Annotated in this window: 17 protein-coding genes; 3 read left to right on the top strand and 14 right to left on the bottom strand. The window is 64.3% G+C overall.

Annotation, left to right across the window (positions count from 1 at the left end; genetic code table 11):
- Positions 1–5: 5 nt before the first annotated feature.
- The 14 genes from dgoD to NKH90_RS14155 all read right to left on the bottom strand — a co-directional run bounded on the left by dgoD (position 6) and on the right by NKH90_RS14155 (position 15,994).
- Complete coding sequence (gene dgoD, locus NKH90_RS14090; protein WP_352819865.1) at positions 6–1,283, bottom strand: galactonate dehydratase; 1,278 nt, start codon at positions 1,281–1,283, stop codon at positions 6–8.
- Between the two features lie 103 nt (positions 1,284–1,386).
- Positions 1,387–2,892 (bottom strand): aldehyde dehydrogenase family protein, encoded by a 1,506-nt coding sequence (locus NKH90_RS14095; RefSeq protein ID WP_352768616.1) that lies wholly within the window; start codon positions 2,890–2,892, stop codon positions 1,387–1,389.
- Positions 2,889–3,377 (bottom strand): (2Fe-2S)-binding protein, encoded by a 489-nt coding sequence (locus tag NKH90_RS14100; protein WP_352612510.1) that lies wholly within the window; start codon positions 3,375–3,377, stop codon positions 2,889–2,891. The genes NKH90_RS14095 and NKH90_RS14100 overlap by 4 nt, the downstream gene beginning before the upstream one ends.
- Positions 3,374–6,523, bottom strand: coding sequence for a molybdopterin cofactor-binding domain-containing protein (locus tag NKH90_RS14105; RefSeq protein WP_352819866.1), 3,150 nt, complete (start codon positions 6,521–6,523; stop codon positions 3,374–3,376). The genes NKH90_RS14100 and NKH90_RS14105 overlap by 4 nt, the downstream gene beginning before the upstream one ends.
- Positions 6,520–7,386 (bottom strand): aromatic ring-hydroxylating dioxygenase subunit alpha, encoded by an 867-nt coding sequence (locus tag NKH90_RS14110; protein ID WP_352819895.1) that lies wholly within the window; start codon positions 7,384–7,386, stop codon positions 6,520–6,522. The genes NKH90_RS14105 and NKH90_RS14110 overlap by 4 nt, the downstream gene beginning before the upstream one ends.
- A 14-nt stretch (positions 7,387–7,400) precedes the next feature.
- Positions 7,401–8,774 carry an amidohydrolase family protein gene (locus NKH90_RS14115; RefSeq protein ID WP_352819867.1) on the bottom strand — a complete coding sequence of 458 codons (1,374 nt, stop codon included), beginning with the start codon at positions 8,772–8,774 and terminating at the stop codon, positions 7,401–7,403.
- A gap of 39 nt (positions 8,775–8,813) precedes the next feature.
- Positions 8,814–10,382, bottom strand: coding sequence for a GMC family oxidoreductase (locus NKH90_RS14120; RefSeq protein ID WP_352819868.1), 1,569 nt, complete (start codon positions 10,380–10,382; stop codon positions 8,814–8,816).
- A 7-nt stretch (positions 10,383–10,389) separates the two neighbouring features.
- Entirely contained in the window at positions 10,390–10,998 is a 609-nt protein-coding gene (locus tag NKH90_RS14125; protein ID WP_352768624.1) for a thiamine pyrophosphate-dependent enzyme, read from the bottom strand.
- Entirely contained in the window at positions 10,995–11,495 is a 501-nt protein-coding gene (locus NKH90_RS14130; RefSeq protein WP_352470589.1) for a thiamine pyrophosphate-binding protein, read from the bottom strand. Before NKH90_RS14130 ends, NKH90_RS14125 begins: the two co-directional genes overlap by 4 nt.
- A 90-nt stretch (positions 11,496–11,585) precedes the next feature.
- On the bottom strand, positions 11,586–12,506 hold the full coding sequence (locus NKH90_RS14135) for a LysR family transcriptional regulator (RefSeq protein ID WP_352768626.1): 921 nt from the start codon (positions 12,504–12,506) through the stop codon (positions 11,586–11,588).
- Positions 12,507–14,309 (bottom strand): adenine deaminase, encoded by a 1,803-nt coding sequence (locus tag NKH90_RS14140; RefSeq protein ID WP_352819869.1) that lies wholly within the window; start codon positions 14,307–14,309, stop codon positions 12,507–12,509.
- 31 nt (positions 14,310–14,340) lie between these two features.
- Positions 14,341–14,976 (bottom strand): glutathione S-transferase family protein, encoded by a 636-nt coding sequence (locus tag NKH90_RS14145; RefSeq protein ID WP_352819870.1) that lies wholly within the window; start codon positions 14,974–14,976, stop codon positions 14,341–14,343.
- Positions 14,973–15,668, bottom strand: coding sequence for a Rieske 2Fe-2S domain-containing protein (locus NKH90_RS14150; RefSeq protein WP_352819871.1), 696 nt, complete (start codon positions 15,666–15,668; stop codon positions 14,973–14,975). The genes NKH90_RS14145 and NKH90_RS14150 overlap by 4 nt, the downstream gene beginning before the upstream one ends.
- Positions 15,669–15,691: 23 nt before the next feature.
- Positions 15,692–15,994: a hypothetical protein gene (locus NKH90_RS14155; protein ID WP_352819872.1), complete on the bottom strand. Its 303-nt coding sequence runs from the start codon at positions 15,992–15,994 to the stop codon at positions 15,692–15,694.
- 224 nt (positions 15,995–16,218) lie between these two features.
- Here NKH90_RS14155 and add point away from each other — a divergent pair, with 224 nt between their 5' ends.
- The 3 genes from add (at position 16,219) to NKH90_RS14170 (ending at position 20,128) form a co-directional block, all read left to right on the top strand.
- Positions 16,219–17,259, top strand: coding sequence for an adenosine deaminase (gene add, locus NKH90_RS14160; RefSeq protein ID WP_352684648.1), 1,041 nt, complete (start codon positions 16,219–16,221; stop codon positions 17,257–17,259).
- Positions 17,260–17,286: 27 nt separating this feature from the next.
- Positions 17,287–18,408: a BMP family ABC transporter substrate-binding protein gene (locus NKH90_RS14165; protein ID WP_352540084.1), complete on the top strand. Its 1,122-nt coding sequence runs from the start codon at positions 17,287–17,289 to the stop codon at positions 18,406–18,408.
- Positions 18,409–18,523: 115 nt separating this feature from the next.
- Positions 18,524–20,128, top strand: coding sequence for an ABC transporter ATP-binding protein (locus tag NKH90_RS14170; protein WP_352819896.1), 1,605 nt, complete (start codon positions 18,524–18,526; stop codon positions 20,126–20,128).
- Positions 20,129–20,130: the final 2 nt, after the last annotated feature.

A 20,130-nucleotide genomic window follows, 5' to 3' on the forward strand; every position in this document is an offset into this window, starting at 1 on the left:
TGCATTCACCAGTCAACCACGGTGCCGTCCGGCATGACGGCATTGCGGGCATGCAGCACTTCCTGCTTGAAGGGGTGACGCGCGATGACGTCCTCATTGACGGTGACGCCAAGGCCCGGCAGATCGGGCAGGTCCCAGCGGCCTGGTTTACGCCGAATTGGCCAGGTAACGACGTCGTCGTACCAGGCGACGGCACCGGACATCTCCTCCTGAATGACGACGTTTGGCGTCGATATGCCGAAGTGAAGAGCAGCGACGCCAGCGATCGGACCGAGCGGGTTGTGCGGCGCAAGGCCGATGCCTGCCGTTTCCGCCATGGCCGCGATCTTCTTTGTCTCGAGCAGACCGCCAGTGTGGCAAATATCAGGCTGGGCAATGTTGAAGGCACGGGCTGCGATCGAGTGCGTGAATTCGCGACGCCCGATCAGCCGCTCGCCGGAAGCGATCGGCACGGCCGATCGCGCCGTGATATGCGCCAGTCCGGCAACATCTTCGGGTGGAACGGGCTCTTCTGCGAACATGATGCGGGCCGGCTCGATTGCTCTGAGGTAATCCATCGCCGCGTTAACGGATGCAGGGCGTCCATGGAAATCGACCATGATGTCGATGTCCGGACCTATGGCCTCGCGAAGTGAGCCAACCATGTTGGCGACAGAATCAACGGCTTTCGCAGGCGATAGGTAGTGGGTGTAGGGAATGCAGACGATCTTGACAGCGTCGTAGCCTGCCTGCGTCACGATGCGTCCGCGTTCCACGATCGCGTCCGCGGATCCGGTCTCATAGACCGCCTTCATGTCTCCGAGGCCGAGATGCGTGTAGGTGCGCAGATAGTCGCGAACCTGTCCGCCCAGAAGGCGCCAGACGGGGACTCCCAATGACTTGCCCAGGATGTCCCAGAGCGCGATCTCAATGCCGCTGACGGCAGACATTCCCTCGACGCCAAGACGCCAAAATCCGTGGCGCGTAAGTATCTGGTAGCACTGCTCCACGTTGCGCGGATCCTGCCCGATGAGCAGGGCCTCAAGGTCCTGAAGCGCCCCAACGACGGCTCGGGTCTTCCATTCCAGCGTTGCCTCACCCCAGCCAAACAGCCCGGGCTCGTCTGTTTCGACCCGGACGAAGACCCAGTTGCGCATTTCCGCATTGCAGACGCGCGCCTTGATGGCCGTGATTTTCATCGGTCCTCCCAGACCTGCCGCCTTTTTTCGATGGCAATATGTATGATTTATTACGGATAATATGGACGAGTCAAGTGCAACGTCGATGTGGACCAGCGCCGCCAAGGAACTGGTCCTCAGGAGGATCCGAGCAATTTTCGATCAATCCTTGTCCGCCGATGGAAGGGCTGTCAGCCTCCGATCCGCGAACATCGCGGAAAAGGCGCGGCTAAATCACCGCGCAGACCGTTTTCGTCTCGAGATAGTTCTCCAGGCCCGGTGCGCCGTTCTCATAGCCCCAACCGGATTGCTTGTGGCCGCCCTTCGGCAGTTCCGGCGAGAAGTAGGAATGGCAATTGATCCAGACGGTGCCCGACCGGATACGTGCGGCAAGGCGATGCGCAGTGGATAGGTCGCGGGTCCAGACGCTTGCGGCGAGGCCGTAGGGCGAGTCGTTCGCAAGGCTTATCGCCTCCGCGACATCGTCGAACGGTGTCACGGCAACGACCGGGCCGAAGATTTCCTCGCGCATCATGCGCATGTCCGGGCGCACGCCGGTAACCACGGTCGGCTCGAAGAAGTTGTCGAAGCGCCGGCCGCCGGCGATGATCTCGGCGCCGCTGGAAGCACCATCGCCGACGTAGAAGGCGACGCGCGCAGCCTGGGTTCCGTTGACCAGCGGACCAAGGTCGGTATCCGGGTCAAGCCCGTGTCCGAGACGCAGCTTTCGCGCCTCTTCCGCCAGCCCCTCCGCCAGACGGTCGTAGATCGAGCGATGCGCATAGACACGCGAGCCGGCGACGCAGACCTGGCCGGCATTGGCGAAGATCCCCCGAGCCACTCCGGGGATTGCGAGCCCCATGTCCGCATCGGGCATGATGATGGCCGGCGACTTGCCGCCCAGCTCGAGCGTCAGCTTCTTCAGATTGCCGCGCGCTGCGGAGACGATCATCTTTCCGACTTCCGTCGAGCCGGTGAAGGCGACCTTATCGACATCGGGATCTGCAGCCAATGCTGCGCCCACGGTTTCACCGAGACCGGTCACGATATTGACGACGCCGTCCGGCAAGCCGGCTTCGATCATCAGTTCGCCGAGCCTGAGCGCGGTGAGCGACGTTTCCTCAGCTGGCTTGAGCACGATCGTACAGCCGGCGGCAAGCGCCGGGGCGAGCTTCATCGAGGCCATAAGCAGCGGCGAATTCCATGGCGTTATGGCAGCCACGACACCGATCGGCTCTCGCACCGTGTAGGCGAAAATCTTGCTGCCCACCGGTTGGTAGCTGATGGAGGTGGGGATGGTCGTGCCGAGGATTTTCGTGGCAAAACCGGCAAAATAGCGGAACTGCTCGGCCGAGGCGGGAATCTCGGCGAAGCGCGAGGTCTTCAGCGACTTTCCTTGGTCAAGCGTCTCGAGTTCTGCAAGCTCATCGGCATGGCGTTCAATCAGGTCGGCGATGCGCCATAGCAGCTTGCCGCGTGCCGACGGTGTCATGTCGCGCCAGCTCTCGCCTTCGAAAGCAGCACGCGCCGCAGCAACGGCGCGCCCGGCGTCATCGGCTGTGCCTTGCGCCAGCAGCGCGAGCGTGTCGCCATTCGCAGGATCGGTCGCGGGCAAGGTTGCGCCATCGCTGGCGTCGCACCAGCCGCCGCCGATCAGGTGCCGCATTCTGGGTTTGGCCAGGAACGCCTCGACGCCTGCGTGCCTGGCTGCACCGTTTCGAATGATGACCGTCATGTCCGTACCCCGCAAGCGAACGCCTCGACCGCCGCGAGGGCACCGCGGATGATGGAATGATAGCCGGTACAGCGGCAGATATTGCCTTCGAGCGCAGTGCGGATCTGAGACTCGTCTGGAGCCGGATTCTCCAGCAGCAGAGCGGTCAGCGCAACAGTGATGCCGGGTGCGCAGTAGCCGCACTGGAAGGCGTTTTCGGCCGCCAGAGCCTGGCGCAGGACAATGGCTTCGGGAAGGTCGTCGAAACCCTCCGGCGTGATGATGGTGGCCCCGTCGAGTTGCCACGACATGAGCAGACAGCCATTGACCGCGCGATCGTCCATCAGCACGGAACAAGCGCCGCAGCGGCCGATGCCGCAAGCCATCTTGGCGGCAGTCATGCCGAAATGATCGCGCAGCAGGTCGATCAGGCGCAACTCGGCGGGCACGGCCAGCGCCTGGCGGCAGCCGTTTAGGTTAAAGGTAATCGCGATCTCGGCACTCACGCTGCACTCCTCTGCAGGGCGTCGAGTACCCATTCAGGATCGACCGGGAGGCGCTCGGGCCAAGCCCCTGTGGCGTCCGCAATCGCGTTGACGACGGCTGGCGTCACGGCGCCAATGCCAAGCTCACCAACTCCGCGCGGGCCGAACGGGTCGTCCTCGTCCAGATCCTCCAACGCGAACGTCGCGAAGCTTTCCGGCGTGTCGGCAATGCCTGGCAGCATGTAGAAATCGAGGTTGCCGGCAAGATACCGGCCATCCCGCATAGCCGCGTCCTCAGCGAGGGTGAAGCCCAGCCCCTGGACGCCGCCGCCTTCGATCTGGCCAAGATAGGCGGCAGCATCGAGCATCGGTCCGGCCGCGGTGTGCTGATGGAGGTCGAGCACGCGTACCTGCCCAGTGATGCGGCTCACGGCAACGCGCGCCAGTGTCGCGCCGAAGGCGAAGATCAGGCGTGCATTGCCTTCCAGATAGTCCGATTTCGGAAACTCGAAGTTGACGGCAGCAGCTGGCAGCCGGTCGGAAGGCAACGCCTCGGCAAGCTCGGCGAAACTCATGAGCAGTGAGCCGCTGTTGGAATGTCGCTCGACGATACCGCCGGGTGCCAGCGCCAGCGTCCTGGCTTCGCGGCAAAGCAGCTGGCCCGCTGCTGCCAGCAGGTCGCGCGTAAAAGGTGGTGCGGCGACTGCTGCGACCCGCCAAACCACGTGAGTGCCGCGCGAGGCGGTGGAGGAGCCGGATTCGGGCGTCGCCGCCGTATCACCGGTGACCGGCCGGACATCGTCGCGGCCGCAGCCGAGCGCTCCGGCGACCGCGGCCTTCACCGAGGTGAGCAGGCCTTGTCCCATCTCGTCCAGGCCATAGAGCGCTTCGATCATGCCATCCGGAGCCAGGCGCAACGCGCCTCCGGCCGGGTCCGGCGGCAGCGTGCCTAGTCCGTTGCCTTGATAGTTCATCGCCATCCCGACACCGATCGTCTCAGAGCCGTCGAACGACGGACCACGCGGCTTGGCCCAGATTGGGTCAGCAGCGGCGGCTTGCAGCATCTCGGCCAAACGTTCGGACGGCGCGACCTGCTGGCCGAGATGGCCTCGCGTGCCAGGCTCGCGCAAATTGCGGCGCCGTATCTCGATAATGTCGATGCCGGCGGCTTCGGCCAGCCGGTCCAGCTGGCACTCTACCGCGAAGGCCATCTGGTTGGCACCGAAGCCACGAAACGCGCCGCAGACGCCGTTATTGGTGTAGGCGAGCCTGCCCGAGCTGAGGACGTTGGGAACGACATATGGCCCGCAGGCGTGTTCGAGCGCCGTCTCAAGCACGCCCGGACCGAGCGACGCGTAGGCGCCGGCATCCGTGATCACATCCACCTGTTGGGCGAGCAGACGACCCTCGGCGTCGCAGGCGGTGCGCATATGGATGTGCATTGCATTGCGCTTGGTACCCGCGATGACGGATTCCGCCCGGTCGAGATGCAGCCGCACGGCGCGTCCGGTCTTCAGCGCCAGCAGGGCCAGGGCCGGCTGCACGGTCAGCTCGTCCTTGCCGCCGAAAGCGCCGCCAGTCGGGCTGGTGACCACCCGTATCCGCTCTTGCGGCATACCGAGGATGCGCGAGAGCTGCATGCGGTCGCGGCGGCCATGCTGCCCACCGGCAAAGACGTTCAGGGTACCATCCGTGCCGACGAAAGCGTAGCCGCCCTCCGTCTCCATAAAGCCGTGCATCTGGCTCGGCGTTTCGTAGACAGCCTCGACGATATGAGCTGCGTTGGCAAAAGTCGCGGCGGCATCGCCACGCGTGAACTCGAAGCTGCACTGCAGATTGCCTGAGGCGTGGACCGGCTCGGCCCCAGCGGCGAGTGCCTGTTGGGGATCGCTCACAATTGGCAGCGGCTCGTATTCGACGCTGACGAGAGCAAGCGCGCGTTCGGCCGTCCGTGTGTCAACAGCGGCAACGGCAGCAACAGCGTCGCCGAAATAGCGGACCTTGTCGAAGCACAGTGCAGGCTGATCCTGCACGACAATGCCGAAGGCATTGCTGCCGGCAATGTCGCGGTGCGTTACAACCGCCGCGACTCCTGGCAGCGCCTCGGCCGCGCTCGTATCGATGGAAACGATCCTTGCATGGGGAATGCCGGCACGCCGAATGCGCCCGACCAGCATGGCGGGCTCGCGACGGTCGGTCAGGTATTCGAGCCTGCCTGCGATTTTCGGCGCAACGTCCGGCCGCTGGTGCCAGCGTGCGCCGATCTCCGATCGCGACACGAGAATTTCGGCAGGTGGATTTCCGGACGGCACGGTCCGCCGGCGCGGCGAATGTGCTCCTTGGGACAACTTTCCGCCGAGCCCGAAGACCAGCGCATTCGCCACGACACTGCGCCGATAGCGGTCGGACCGCCATGCATCATCGATCGCCGGCGCCTCTTCGAGAATTGCGGCGTGCAGCTCGGCCCAATCGATCTCTTGGAGGCGCCGGCCGATGAGCAGCGCTTCGGCGTGACCGAGACGGGCTGCTTCCCCGCCGCCGCTGGCCGCGAGCCGCGCGATCGTGACACGATCGTCCGCCGTTTCGATCAACCCGGCGACACCGGCCACGCTTGGGGTGAAGGCGGCGCGCAGGCCGACTTTGCGATGGGTCCAGCGAGCGGCAGTTGGCTGCGGTGGAACGATGACCGTCTCAATGAGGCCCGCTGACGGTGCGTCGGCCAACCATTGCGCGAGCGGCACGACGGCGCGCCCAGCCGGTGAGACGATCTCCAGCTTCGCATCGATCGCGAGCAGGGCCGGCAGAAGGCAACCCGTGCCCCCCGCGACGTTGCCGCCCAGCGTTGCGAGATTGCGGACGGCGGGTCCCGCCGTGGCGCGGACTGCGGGTGCGAGCAGAGGCAAAGTCTCGCCTATCGCCCGGTCACGCTCCAAGGCACCCAGGGTCGTCAGTGCGCCGATCCGAAACCCGTCGCCGGCCAGTTGGATCCCCTTCAGGCCAGCGATACAGCTGATGTCGATGAGGCGCCGCGGCTTTGGCAGGCCCTTCGCCCAGCCGAGCTGCAGCGCCGTGCCCCCGGCGACCAGTTGCGACGCGCCCTCGCCTGCCAATGACAGCGCCTCGGCAACGGAGGTCGGGCGAAGCACCTGGAGACCCGACTCGGTCATGTGGCTCTCGCGGTCGTGCCGAAACGGATGCCTTTTTCCTTCAGCCAGCGGCGGTAGGCGATGGAGGACCCGTCGGCGCGGGTCGGGATTTCCATCCGCGGCTCGAGTGGAAGGCGCAGCGGCCGCTGGTTCTCCACGATGATCCGGTCTTGCAGGAAGATGACCTGTTCGAAGTTGAGCAACGCCGTCTGCGTCGAAGCCGAGTCGACGAGATACATGACCGGCTGGGCGCGGCAGAGGTCTTCCTCGATGGGATGGATGAACAGGGCGATCGCATCGAGCCGACCGGGCGCTCCGGGACATATACGGTACAGCATGACAACGAATGGGCTCGGCACACGATAGGTCAGATGCACAAACGCGCCGGAGCTTTCCGTTGCGGCAATGCGCGGCTGGAAGAACGTGCAGTTGGTCGCCCAGACCTCGTCTACTTCGCGACGTATCTCGCTCAGATAGGCCGGTACTTCCGTGTGCGGCTCCGAGCCGAGAATGTCGGTATGCACGAAGGGGAAATGCGCCATGTCGAGGAAGTTCTCTACGACACGCAAACCCGACGCCCGCATCGTCACCCAGCCGCAGGGCACGTAGCGGCGGTCGGGTTCCGATGCCTCGGCGATCTCGAAGATTTCCTTCCCGGGCAGGCCCAGCGTCGTCCAGACGCAGCCATAGCGCTGCCGGACGGGCAGCGCGGGGCCGCGGTTGCCGTCGTCCAGGACCTCCCGAACCGTGATTTCGCCCGTGATGTCACGGACAAGTTCGATGTCCTGGCCGAGCAGCCGCGTATGGCTCGGCGCGCCATCCAGGTCGGCGACCGTCTCCACCGCGTACCAATCGTCCAGTGCCGCCCTGTCCGTCGTCTTCATCACCGAGGCCCGTCCTATTGAGTCCATTGCAGGCTGCCGCCGGAATTCTGGGCAAGGAAAGCGGCGCGCCGGGCGAACAGGCCAGGCGCGACGCGATGGATTTCGGCGATGATCTCGCGCAGGTCGCCGGTGCGCAGCGCGCCGTCCTCGGCCAGGATCTCGCCATCGACCATCGTCAAAGACACGTCGCTGCCGCGCACGGCATGGACAAGATTGTGATGGAAGTTGAAATAAGGTCCGTCGCGGAAGACCGGCGTCATGCGCGGCGTATCGGTGCGGACCGCGATGATGTCGGCGCGCTTGCCGACTTCAATCGAGCCGATCTCGTGGTCGAGGCCGATCGCCCTGGCGCCGAGAATGGTGGCCATGCGCAGCACCTGCCAGCTATCCATGGCGGCGGCGTCGAAGTCCTTCAGCTTGCCCAGCAGCGAAGTCACCTTCATCTCTTCGAACATATCGAAATTGTTGTTCTCCTTCTCGCCGTCGGTGCCGATCCCGACGGGCACGCCGGCCTTCAGCATCTCGGCCACCAACGCGATGCCGCTTGCCAGCTTCATGTTGGAAACAGGATTGTGGGCCACCGAAACGCGGCGCTTGGAAATAAGCTCGATCTCTTCTCGATCGAGCCAGACGGCGTGGGCGATCATGGCGCGCGGCGTTTCGAAGAAGCCAAGGTCGTCCAGAGCGAACATCGGGCGTTTGCCGTAGCGCCGCTTAAATTCCGCGATCTCGATCTCGGCCTCGCTGCAATGCGTGTGGAAGCCGGTGTCGTGTTTCCTTGCGAGTTCGATCGCCCGGCGTTGGCCGGTTTCGTCGGCGTAAAACAGATGCTCCAGCCCGACCCACACATTGATACGGCCGCCCGCCTTGCGATGCCAGCCCTCGATCATCGCCTCGTTCATGTCGAGCGTGTCGAAGTAGTTGTAGTCGGGATGCTCGCCGACGTAAGGCACGGCGACCAGGCGGTTGCCGATCGCCTCGGCCGCCCTGGCGCTGCCTTCCATGAACCGCCACATGTCGACGACGGTGGTCGTGCCGCCGAGCGCGGATTCCGCGTAGCAGAGCCACGATGCCGCCTCGGCCTCGTGCGGCTGCAGCACGCGATGCATCGGATTGATATGGTGCGTCAGCCAGTCCCAAACCGGCAGGTGCTCCGCCGTGCCGCGCAGAAAACCGGAATGCGCATGCGCATTGACCAGCCCGGGCAAAAGCACCGCATTGTCGAGCTTCTTCACGGCCGCGGCCGGATACCAGGCGCGCAATGCTGCGAGTGCGCTGACCGCGGCGATACGACCATCCTCGACCAGCACGGCGCCATCAGGCAACACGTGGTTATCTTCATCCATGGTGAGCAGCGTGTCGGCAGCGAGGATGAGGCCCTGGGTCATCGCGGGTACTCCGTGTGCGGTCCATCGGTCATGACATCCTCAAGCAGCCGCCGCGAGCAGGAAATCGGCGGCGCGCTCGCCGATCATCGTGGCGGGCGCGTGGGTGTTGCAGGTCGGGATCGTTGGGATCACCGAAGCATCGGCAACATGCAGGCCGTCCAGCCCGTGCACGGCGAGACGGCTGTCGACGACGGCCATCGCGCCCTCGCCCATCTTGGCTGTTCCGCAGGTGTGGAAGAACGTCGTGCACGCCTCGCGGACGAAGGCGATGGTCTCGGTGCGGGTCAGTCGGCGGTCAGGTGCGGCAAAGTTGCTGAAGAGACCGGCGTTCGCCTTTGCAGCCGCCATCTCCATCACCATCTCGACCGCAGTGACCATGGCGTCGAGATCTTCCGGTTCCGCCAGAAAGTTCGGTTGGATTTCGAGCGGTCCGCCGGGCTTGCCGTCGAGCAACTTCAAGTGCCCGACGCTCTTCGAGCGCATCAGGCCCGCACCGAAGGAAAAGACATCGCCGGATAGATCGTAGCGCGCGCGGATCGCCGGTTCGGCGCTGTTGCCCTGGACGGGGAAGGCATGCAGGTCGGGCCGCGGCAGGTCCGGCCGCGACTTCCAGTTGACCATCGAGCCACCGCCATTGCCCACTATCGGTCCGATCGGTCGTTTCGCGCGGAAGACGCAGGCCTGCGCCAGCGGATGGTCCTGAAGATTCCTGCCGACACCCGGCAGGGCGCGAACGAGCGCAATGCCAAGGCGCTGCAGTTCGATCGGATCGCCGATGCCCGACAGCATCAGCAGGCGCGGCGTGTCGATGGCCCCGGCCGCGAGCACGATGCTCTCTTGCGCGCGCGTTTCGCAGATTTCGCCGCCGACGAGGTGCTTGACCGCGACGCATCGGCTGCCTTCGACCGTCAGGCCGATGGCCGCGGATCCGGTCAGCACCGTCAGCATCGGGTGATCCAGGATCGGCACGAGATAGCCCGTCGCCGAACTCCAGCGCTTGCCGTCGCAGATGTTGAAATTCGCGGCCGCCGCCCCCTCGTTGCTGGGGCCGTTCGGATCGTCGATTACGGGGATGCCGATTTCGGCCGCGCCATCGATCAGCGCCTGCGCGACCGGGTGCAGCGCCGCCGGCCGCTCGATATGGAGCGGACCGCCCGCTCCGCGAAACTCGCTTGCACCGTCGCGCCAGTCCTCGCAGCGCCGGAAATAGGGCAGCACGTCGGCGAAGCTCCAGCCCTTGGCGCCGCCAGCCTCCCAGGCATCGTAATCTTGCGGATGGCCGCGATACCACATCATCGCGTTGATGGCGCTTGAGCCGCCAAGCAGGCGCCCGCGCGGGATGCCGATGGTACGCCCATTCACCCTCAGTGTCGGAGCATAATCATAGCCCCAGTCATAGGTGCTGCGGCCAAGCGGCACCCACTTGCCGGGGTCCTCGATCTCTTCGAACCCAAGACCCGTCGGGCCGGCCTCGATCAGGAGGACGTCGGCGCCGGCATCGACCAGTCGCCGCGTCACCGCACAGCCACCGGAACCCGAGCCGACCACCACGTAATCGTAGCTGCGTTTCAGTGCGCGTCGGGGGACGACAGGTCCGAGGGTGCCCATGATCTCGTCAGTTGTGCTCGCTCGGGCCCATGATGACGATGCCTTCGCTCGCCTCGACATGGCGGACGAAGATATACTTGTCCTCGCGGCCGTCGCTGTGTTTGCGCTTGATGTCCGGCTGGACCGTTCCCGAGACCTTGGCGACCACCACATAGGGTGCCTCCATGGCGAGCCCCCTTGCACAATGTGCGTCGAACTCCTCCACCGTGCGCGCCGTATAGGCGTTCTCGACGCCGGCGCCGCGCGCGATCGCGGCAAGGTCGACGCGGCCCAGCGCCGTATGGGTCGGCGGGCCGCCGATCGACTGGTAGCACTCATTGTCCCAGACCACGACGAAGAGGTTCTTCGGCTGCTCGTTTCCGAGCGTGGCCAGAATGCCCAGGTTGAAGAGCAGGCCGCCATCCGTATCGAGCGAAATGACGCGGCGGTGCGGCAGGCCGGCGGCGAGCCCGAAGGCCTGCGGCGTGACGCAGCCGAGTTGCTGCTGGAACAGGCTCGCCTCGCGCATATGCGGCGCGGCGTTGTACCACTCGTCGACGCTGCCGCCGAGCGAAAGGATCACCAGCTCATCCTTCAGCCGCGCGGCGAGCGCCTTCATGCAGTCGAAGCGTCTCACCGCACCACCTCGCCGCCGAGCGCCACAGCCGAATGGTAATAGGACGCATAGGACCAGGAATAGGCGTCAAGGATGGCGCGCTCGATCTTCGCCTCCTCCGTGACGATCCGGTACGGCACGCGCAGCGCGTTCAGCACCGGCTCCATGGTGATGCCATGCGGGACTGCCCACCAGTTGTTCTCGCCGAGCTCGCCGCGATAGCTCATCAGCATCATGACCGGGATGCCGGCTCCAAGGCCCATGCGGGCCAGCGGCTCGACCGAGGCGCGCAAGCCGGAATTTTCCATGACCAGCGCCGCGCGCTTGCCCGACAGGAAGACCCCGCCACAGATCGCCGCGCCCTCACCCTCGTTGGTGACGCGGATCGTGCGAATATCCGGATCGGCATCAAGGGCCGGGTAGAGCTCCTTGAACAGCGAATCGGGCAGGTAGCAGACGATGCTCACTCCCGCCCGCTTAAGCCCCCGAATGACCGCGTCGACCGCACTCTGCTTCATGACATCCCCTTCGGCCGGGAAGTCTCGCAAAGCTCAGTTGTTCGAGATAGGGACAAATTACTCTCTTTATCGATGCGCAAAATGCAACAACTAATCATGCAACGCCTCGACCATGCGGGCCAGCAGCGCGGCGAATGCGGAGGCCGCATCCGACATTTCGCGTTCCAGCCGGGCGAGCAGCATCAGCCGGTGCGGGTTCATGCGCGAATCGCGCAACGGCACGAAAACGAGCGATCCGTCAGCCACTTCCGGTTCGATGCCGAGCTTGGTGCGAAGCACCACGCCGAGGTTGAGGCGCACCATCTCGGTCATCAGTCCGATCGAGTTGGTCCGTGACCGTCGCGTGATGTCGATCATGGAGCGCCCGATCGCATCGTCGATCGAAATGCCCAAAGCAAGGCTGTTGTCCGAGACGATGACCTGTTCGCCGGCAAGATCGAACAGCTTCACTTGCTTGCGGCCGGCAAGGCGGCTGTCCGGATGAGCGACGACGCCCAGCGGCAGAGGCGTGCTCGCGATCTTGCGCACGTTGCGCGGCACGCGCACGTCGAAAGCAAGCGCCAGATCGCATTCGCCGTCGGCAACCGCATCGCAGGCGCGCTGCGACCCGGCGACATGCACATCGACCGATATCCGCGGATGGCGCTTCCAGAATTCCTTCAGCGCGTTCGGCACCAGCCCGCGCGCCGCGCTCTCCACGACTGCCACGGACAACGAGCCGCGGTTGAGGCCACTGAGATCGTTGATCTCGGACGAGGCGCGGGCCAACTCGGTGATGCTCTGACGCGCGTGGTAGAGCAGAAGCTCGCCTGCGCTGGTCAGTTTCAGTCGCTGGCGCACGCGTTCGAAGAGCGGTGTGCCCAGTTCGTCCTCCAGGCTCTTGATGACGCGGCTGATGGAGGATGGCGCCACGTTGAGCGCCTGCGCGGTCTGGCGCACCGAGCCCAGCCGCGCGACCATTTGGAAATAATGGATGCGCGGTGAGACCAGGCCAAGCCGGAAGGGATCCACTCAGGCGGCCTCGAAGGCGGGGACGATCTCCATTTCCGGCACCAGCACGAGACCTTTGTCGGTGATGCGGATTTCGGGGATGACCGAGAGCGGGATGAGGTTGAAGCCCATATAGGGGATGCAGCAGCCGGCCGCCTGCCATTCCCGCTTGAGGACCTTCACCTCCTCCGCGACCTCGGTGACGCGCTTGTCGGACAGCAGGCCGGCGATCGGCAGTTCGACCATGGCGGTTACTTTGCCGTCGACGACGACACAGACGCCGCCTTGCGTTTCCTCGATCGCCCGCAGCGCCACCTGCATGTCGGCCTCGTTGAGGCCGGCGATGATGATGTTGTGGCTGTCGTGGCCGACAGACGATGCGACGGCGCCGCGTTTCAGCGTGAAATTGCTGAGCAGCCCGTAGGCGACGTTGCCGTCCGACTTGCCATGGCGCTCGACCACGGTGACGAAGCACAGGCCGTGGCGGTCGAAATGGTTCTGCCAGTCGTTGGCCGGATCGAGCGTGATCTTCTGGTGGCCGAGCGTGATCCCCGGCAATTCGGTGCGGATGGTATGCGCCACCACCTTGCCGGTTGGCAGGTCCGGCGTCAGCTTGATCTGCTTCGGCAGCTTCACTGTGCAGTAGGCCGCGTCCGGATAGCGGTAGCGGGTCGAGAGGGCCTGGTCGAGCAGCGGCGTGATCTTGCCATCATCGACGACGAGCTCGCCACCATACCACGTGCTGACGGGATCGAAGCCGTCGTCGAGCAGCACCAGGTCGGCACGGCGGCCGCCACCGAGGCCTCCGATTTCGCCTTCCATGCCGAAGCGCGTCGCGCCATGCAGTGAGCCCATAGACCAGGCCTGCTCCGGCGTCATGCCGGCCTTCATCGCCTCGCGCGTCACCCAGTCCAGGCCGAAGAGCATCAGGTCGTCAGCATCGCGGTCGTCGGTGCAGACCGCGATGCGCTTATGCGAGGCTCCGAGTTCCGTAATCGTCTTGATCGCTGCAGGCAGGCTGTGCCACGGTGTCGTCGGCGGGCCGCCACGCAGGAACAGCCAGATGCCGGCCTCGAGCATGTCGTCGGCGATCTCGCGGTCGATCGCCTCATGGGTATCGGTGACGCCGGAGGCCGCATACGCCGACACGAATTCGCGTCCATAGACGTGTCCCGACACCGGGCGGCCGCGTCTCAGCGCCGCAGCGAGGATGGCATGGCTGCGTTCGTCGCCCATAGCCACTGGCACGAAATCCATCTTCTCGCCTAGCGCCACGGCTTCCGGCCATTTGTCGAACAATGCGCCGATCTTCTCGGCTGTCAGGTCGCCACCGGCCGTTTCCAGCAACGGCGAAGTTGCCGGGACGGTGCTCGGAACCGTCAGGAAAATGGACAACGGCGCCAGGCGCGCGTCCTCCAGCATCGCCTCGATGCCAGCAACGTCCATGACGTTGCCGATCTCGTGGCTGTCGCAGAAGAGGGTCGTGGTGCCGTTGAGCAGCGCCGCCTCGGCATAGGCGCAGGCCGTCACCATCGAGGATTCGATGTGAATGTGCGGATCGACCAGGCCGGGCGCGACGATGCCGCCCCTGGCGTCATATATCCGGGCGCTGCCGCCCTTGTAGGTGCCGGCCGGCTTCACGGCGGCGATCCGTCCTCCCGACAGCCAGATCTCGCGGCCTGGAAGAATGCGCTCCGAATAGGTCGACAACACGCGTGCGCCGGCAATGACCAGATCGGGATCGGCTCGCCCGGAAGCGACACCGGCCAGTCGCCGGGTCATGGACGAGAGCGGCTGGACGGAAAAGCGCGTGAGAGAGGTCATTCTGTTGCTACCTCGTTCTCGAATGTTGGCGTCAATGGTAATCGGGGATGCCCGGCATGGTCATGAAGCCGGGAACCGCGCGGAAGCGACGCACCCAGCGGCGCAGCGCCGGATACTCGTCATGGTCGACGCCGAAATCGCGGCTCAGCGCAAACGCCGGAAAAAGCACGATGTCGGCGATGGTCGGGCGGTCCGCAGCGAACCATTCTTTCTTCTCGAAACCCCGCGCGGTCATATGGTCGTCCATGGCGCGGAGCGCTTGCGCGGCACCGGCACGCAGCGCAGCCTCGTCGCCGGCGGCACCGAACATGGCATGGCGGCGCGCGGCGCCGGCAACGCCGAGATCGCCGGCAGCAAAGAAAAGCCACTGCATCACCTTGGCGAAATCCGCACCATCCGCCGGTAGCCACGCACCCGTTGAATCGTGGCTGCGCGCCAGATGGACAACGGTGGACTCGGCGCCGAACATCGTCACCTCGTCGTCGCGGAGAATGGGCAGGCTGCCCGCCGGGTTCATGGCCAGGAATGGCGGCGTCTTCTGCTCCAACCCTGGAAATGCATCGACTGCAACGGTCTGCCATTCCAGGCCGAGCATGGAAAGCGCCAGCCGCACCTTGTAGCAGTTTTCGTCCAGCTCGTAGTTGTAGAGCGTGATCCTCGCCATCATGCAGCCCGCGTCGTCGAGGTCGCGCCGGTACGCCCGGTCTCGAGATGATGACGCAGCTCGCTCGTCCAAGCGAAGAAATGCTTCTGCCCCTTGCCGGCATACTTGGCTGCCGGTCCGTCAATCACGACGTGCAGGGCCGATCGTTTGTCGGTCAGTTCCTGCAGGCCAAGAAGCAGCGTGTCTTCGCCGACCGTCAGGCTGAACAGCGTCCCGCTCAGCGCCTTCAGATCAGCCACCCCGGATCCGCCGGAGGAGGGCGTAGGCGGAATGGTTTTCACGACATCGATCACCATTGCGGCGGGACTGTCGAGATACAGGCTGCGGACCGGCACCACCTCCTCTGGCAAGGCAGGCAGTTCGGGCAATGCTGCTGCCGGATCCAGTGCCGTCCAGACTATCCCAGCCGCCTCGGCCGATCTGTGGGCAGACACGGTAATGGACGCCGGCACCCTGAGATCGGGGTGGGCCGGAATGTATCGGCACTGGCCGGCCGCATCGTACTGCCAGCCGTGATAAAGACAGGCAATATGATCGCCGCGGACAAAACCGAAGCTCAGCTTCATACCGCGATGCGGGCAGCGATCCTCCCACACATGCGCTGCGCCACTGTTGTCGCGCCACACCACCAGCTCGTTTCCGCCAAGGCGGATTCCGGCCAAACTGCCCGGCTCGATCGATCCCGACAGCGCCACTGGGTGCCATCCAGCCTGTATCGTCATTCTGCGTCTTTCCCTCTGGAATATTCCCAAATTTCGGCCCGTTCGCAGTCCATCACCAGACAGTCGATTGGCCCCAAGCTACATGCCATCTCGAAGGCATCGATGAGATCGGGCTGGCCCGAAACCTGGACGACAAAAAAATCGTCCGCGGCTTCGTGCACCAGCAGATCGAGATTGAGCCGAGCGGCACGCCTGTCGGCGAACTCGCCAAAGCTCGACGACACCAGTTGGCCGATGAAGCGCAGGCGCGTTGTTTGAGGCGGAGGCGCAGGGTTCTGCGCTTCCCGTAGGTGCTTCATGCCTATATTTCTCCCGGCCTGCACATTTTTTAAGCAGTTTTAGAATGTGTCTAGTTAGGCATCATTTTTTGGCTTGTGCAAGCCCCGTTTCCCTGACATCTGTTGCGTATCAGGTGATCGGACAGTTGGAAAAAGCCGCGATTATCGAACAACTCGGCAGCCGTCCGTCGCCCAAGAAAACCAGGTACGGCTTTGGGGTTGCCGATCCGGGCGAGTGAGCGTCGATGTCGTTGTCAAGTTTCATTCAGCTCATGCCGAAGGTCGAGTTGCACTTGCACCTCGAGGGCGCCGTATCCGCGGAGACATTCGCCGAGCTGGCGGCGCTGAACGCGGTGCCGCTGCCGGACGGCAGACTGACATCGGAGCTCTACAGCTACGGCAACCTGCTGGATTTCCTGAAGATTTACGATCTGGTTTGCGCCTCGATCAGGACTGCGGACGATTTCTCTCGCATCACCTTCGAGGCACTGGAGCGCTGCGCTAAAGCCGGTGCGCGCTACGTCGAACTGTTCTTCAGCCCGCATGCGCATCTGGCTCATGGCGTGGCCTATTCGACTATGCTCGAAGGCATCCTCGACGGCTTTCACCGCGCAAAGGAGCGCTATGGGCTTATGGCAAAGCTGATACCGGCGCATGCGAAGCCGCTCGGCGCGGCAGGTGGCGAGCGCTTCCTGGACATGGTTCTGGCCGAGCGCCCGGCTGAGGTGATCGGCATCGGCTTCGATTACGACGAACGCCCGAACCCGCCGCCGATGTTTGCGCGCATCGTCGAGCGAGCGCGGGCTGCCGGGCTCAATGTCACCAACCATGCGGGCGAGGATGGCCCGGCGGACTATGTCCGCGATACCGTCGACGTCCTCGGCCTGAGACGGGTCGACCACGGCTACCATGTCGTCGACGATCCGGCGCTGATGGAGCAGTGCAAGGAGATGGGCATCGTCTTCACCTGCTGTCCGAGCACGACGCTGGCCACCACCGTCTGGCGTGACCTCGCCGCGCCCGACCACGCGATCCGCCGCATGATCGAGGCCGGGCTTACCGTGACGATCCACTCCGACGATCCGCCCATGTTCGCCACGACGCTCGACCGCGAATACGCGCTGATCGCCGAAAATTTTGCGCTCGGGCCATCGGCACTGAAGCGGATCGCGCTGGCTGGCCTGTCCGCAGCATGGCTCGATGACGACATCAAGCAGGCATGGTCGGCCGACTGGTCGGCAGAAATCGACCGCCTCATGGAAACCGAACTGTCTCTCCCGAACTGAACACGACACGGAACAAAGGACCGAAGCATGATCGACCTGCGCAATCTCTCCCGCCGAGGCTTCCTCAACATGGGCGCCGCGGCCGGCGCCTCGCTGCTCCTGCCGAAATCCGGCCTTATCACGCCCGCCAATGCACAGACGCCGCTCGCCGCCGTCGCCGAGGAAAACGCGGTCATCGCCTTCGGCCACACCGGTCCGGTGACCGATGAAGGCTGGACCTGGAGCCACGACCAGGGCATGAAGGCCGTGCAGGAAGCGTTCCCGAAGCTGAAGACGCTGTTCGTCGAAAGCATCCCCTATTCGGCCGACGCGACCCGCACCTTCCGCCAGTTCGTCTCGGAAGGTGCCAACATGGTGTTTGCCACCTCCAACTATGGCGACTTCCTCTACGACGTGGCCAAGCGTTCGCCGGACGTCGCCTTCTATGAATGCGATGGCCGCAACCCGCTCGAAAATCTCTCGACCTACTATCTCGCCCACTGGTACCCGACCTACGTCACCGGTGTCGCCGCGGGCCTGATGAGCAAGAGCGGCAAGCTCGGCTACGTCGCCTCCTTCCCTGTTCCGTCGGTCTTTTCCGGCACCAATGCCTTCCTGATGGGCGCCCGTTCGGTCAATCCCAACGCCACGATGCAGACCATCGTCATCAACTCGTGGTTCGATCCGCAGGCTGCCACCCAGGCCGGCACCGCGCTCATCGACAACGGCGCCGACCTTCTGTTCGGCATCATGGACGAAGCAGGCTATCTGCAGGTGGCCGAGCAGCGCGGCGCGAAGGCCGTGATGTGGAATACCGACATCCGCCGCTACGGGCCGAAGGCCTACGTCTCCTCGATCGCCATCGACTTCAAGAAATTCTATGTCGACCAGGTGCGCCTGCGCCTCGAAGGCAAGTGGACGCCATCGCAGACCATCCTGCCGATGGGCGGCGGTATCGACCGCGATGCCTGGGGCGAGACGGTGCCCACCGAGGTCGCAAAGCAGGCCGATGCCGTGCGCGACAAGATTCTCGGCGGCTGGAGCCCGTTCGAGGGCGAGATCAAGGACACCAAGGGCAACGTCAAGGTGGCTGCCGGCCATCGCATGACCGAAGAGGAACTCTACAACTGGGATTGGTCGATCGAAGGCGTCAGCGGCCTCCAAGCGTAATCCTGAAAGATTGCAGAGTTTTCGGATAGACTATGCGGCAGAAGCTAAAGAGCTAAGCGGGATGAATGATTTTGTTCCAGTTCACCATGCTTCGAGCGAGCACCGCTACGGCGGCATGGAGGTGCCGTCCACCTCCCCGGGACGTTACGAGCCTGGCTCCGGCGCGCCGCCGCTCGTGCTGCTCAAGGGCATCAGCAAATATTTCCCCGGCGTCGTTGCCAACCAGGACGTCGACCTGGACGTGATGCCGGGGGAGATCCACGCCTTGCTCGGCGAGAATGGCGCCGGCAAATCGACCTTGATGAACATCCTCACCGGCATCTATCAGCCGGATGCCGGCGAGATCGTCGTCGACGGCTATGCCAAGCGTTTCGCATCTCCAGTCGATGCGATCTCCGCCGGTATTGGCATGGTCCACCAGCATTTCAAGCTGGTGACCGCCTTCACGGTCGCCGAGAATATTCATCTCGGCTGGTCCGAAACGCCCAAGCGTATTGGCTCGTCGGTGCTCGAGGCGCGGACTGCCGCACTGGCCGAGAAGCTGAACCTCGCGGTACGGCCATCCGCGCGCGTCGCCGATCTTTCGACCGGCGAGCAGCAGCGCGTGGAAATCCTACGCGTGCTCGCGCGCAATGCCCGTGTTCTGATCCTCGACGAGCCGACTGCAGTGCTTACTCCGGCGGAAGCGCGCGAGCTCTTCAAGGCGCTCAAGCAGTTCGTGTCCCGGGGCAATGCGGTGATCTTCATCAGCCACAAGCTCGACGAGGTCCTGGAAATATCAGACCGCATCACCGTGCTACGCGGCGGCCGCAAGGTGGCCACCGAAAATACCGCGGACTGCAGCGAGAAGATGCTGGCGCGCCTGATGGTTGGCCGTGAGATCGTGCTCAGCAATCTGCGTGCCAGGCAGCCAGGCGCGGCCGGCATCTCCGCCGAGCCGGTACTCAGCCTCAAATCCGTCGTCGCGCGTGACGACGTGGGCGGCATCCTTCTCGACGAGGTTTCGCTCGACATCCATGCCGGCGAGATTCTCGGCATCGCCGGTGTGGCCGGCAACGGCCAGAAGGAGCTGACCCAGGTCGTCACCGGCTTGCGGCCGATCCACTCGGGCCAGATACTGCTCGGCGGAAAGGGCGTCACGACCGCCGGCGCGGTCGATTACGCGAAGTTCGGCGTCGGCCACATTCCCGAAGACCGGCTGCACAGTGGCCTGGCGCCGGCGCTTTCAATCACCGACAACGCCATAATCCGCGAATATGCGTCGGCGCCTGTTTCAAAGGGCTTCGCGTTCCGACCGCGCCTAGCGGCTGCTCTTGCGCGCACGATCGCCGAAGCGGCATCCGTTGCGGTGCCCAATTTCGGCATGCCCATGCGCAACCTTTCCGGCGGTAATCAGCAGCGCCTCGTCGCACGCCGCGAGATGCGCATCGCAAGCAAGGTTCTTATCGCCGCCTATCCGAGCCGTGGCCTCGATGTCGGCGCGATCAACACGATGATGCACTATCTCGTCGAATTGCGCGATGCCGGCGTCGGTGTGCTCTTCATTTCCGAGGAGCTGGAAGAGCTGTTCAACCTGTCGGATCGCATCGCCGTAATGTTCCATGGCAGGATCATGGGCGCGGTGGAGACTGCCTCCACCGACATCGAGGAAATCGGCTTGATGATGGGCGGGCAGATGCGGTCCAGTGCTGGCGCCCAGGCCGCTGCCGGGAAGCACTGACC

It is taken from the genome of Mesorhizobium sp. M0898, from assembly GCF_040319695.1.
In the GTDB taxonomy this organism is placed as follows: domain Bacteria; phylum Pseudomonadota; class Alphaproteobacteria; order Rhizobiales; family Rhizobiaceae; genus Mesorhizobium.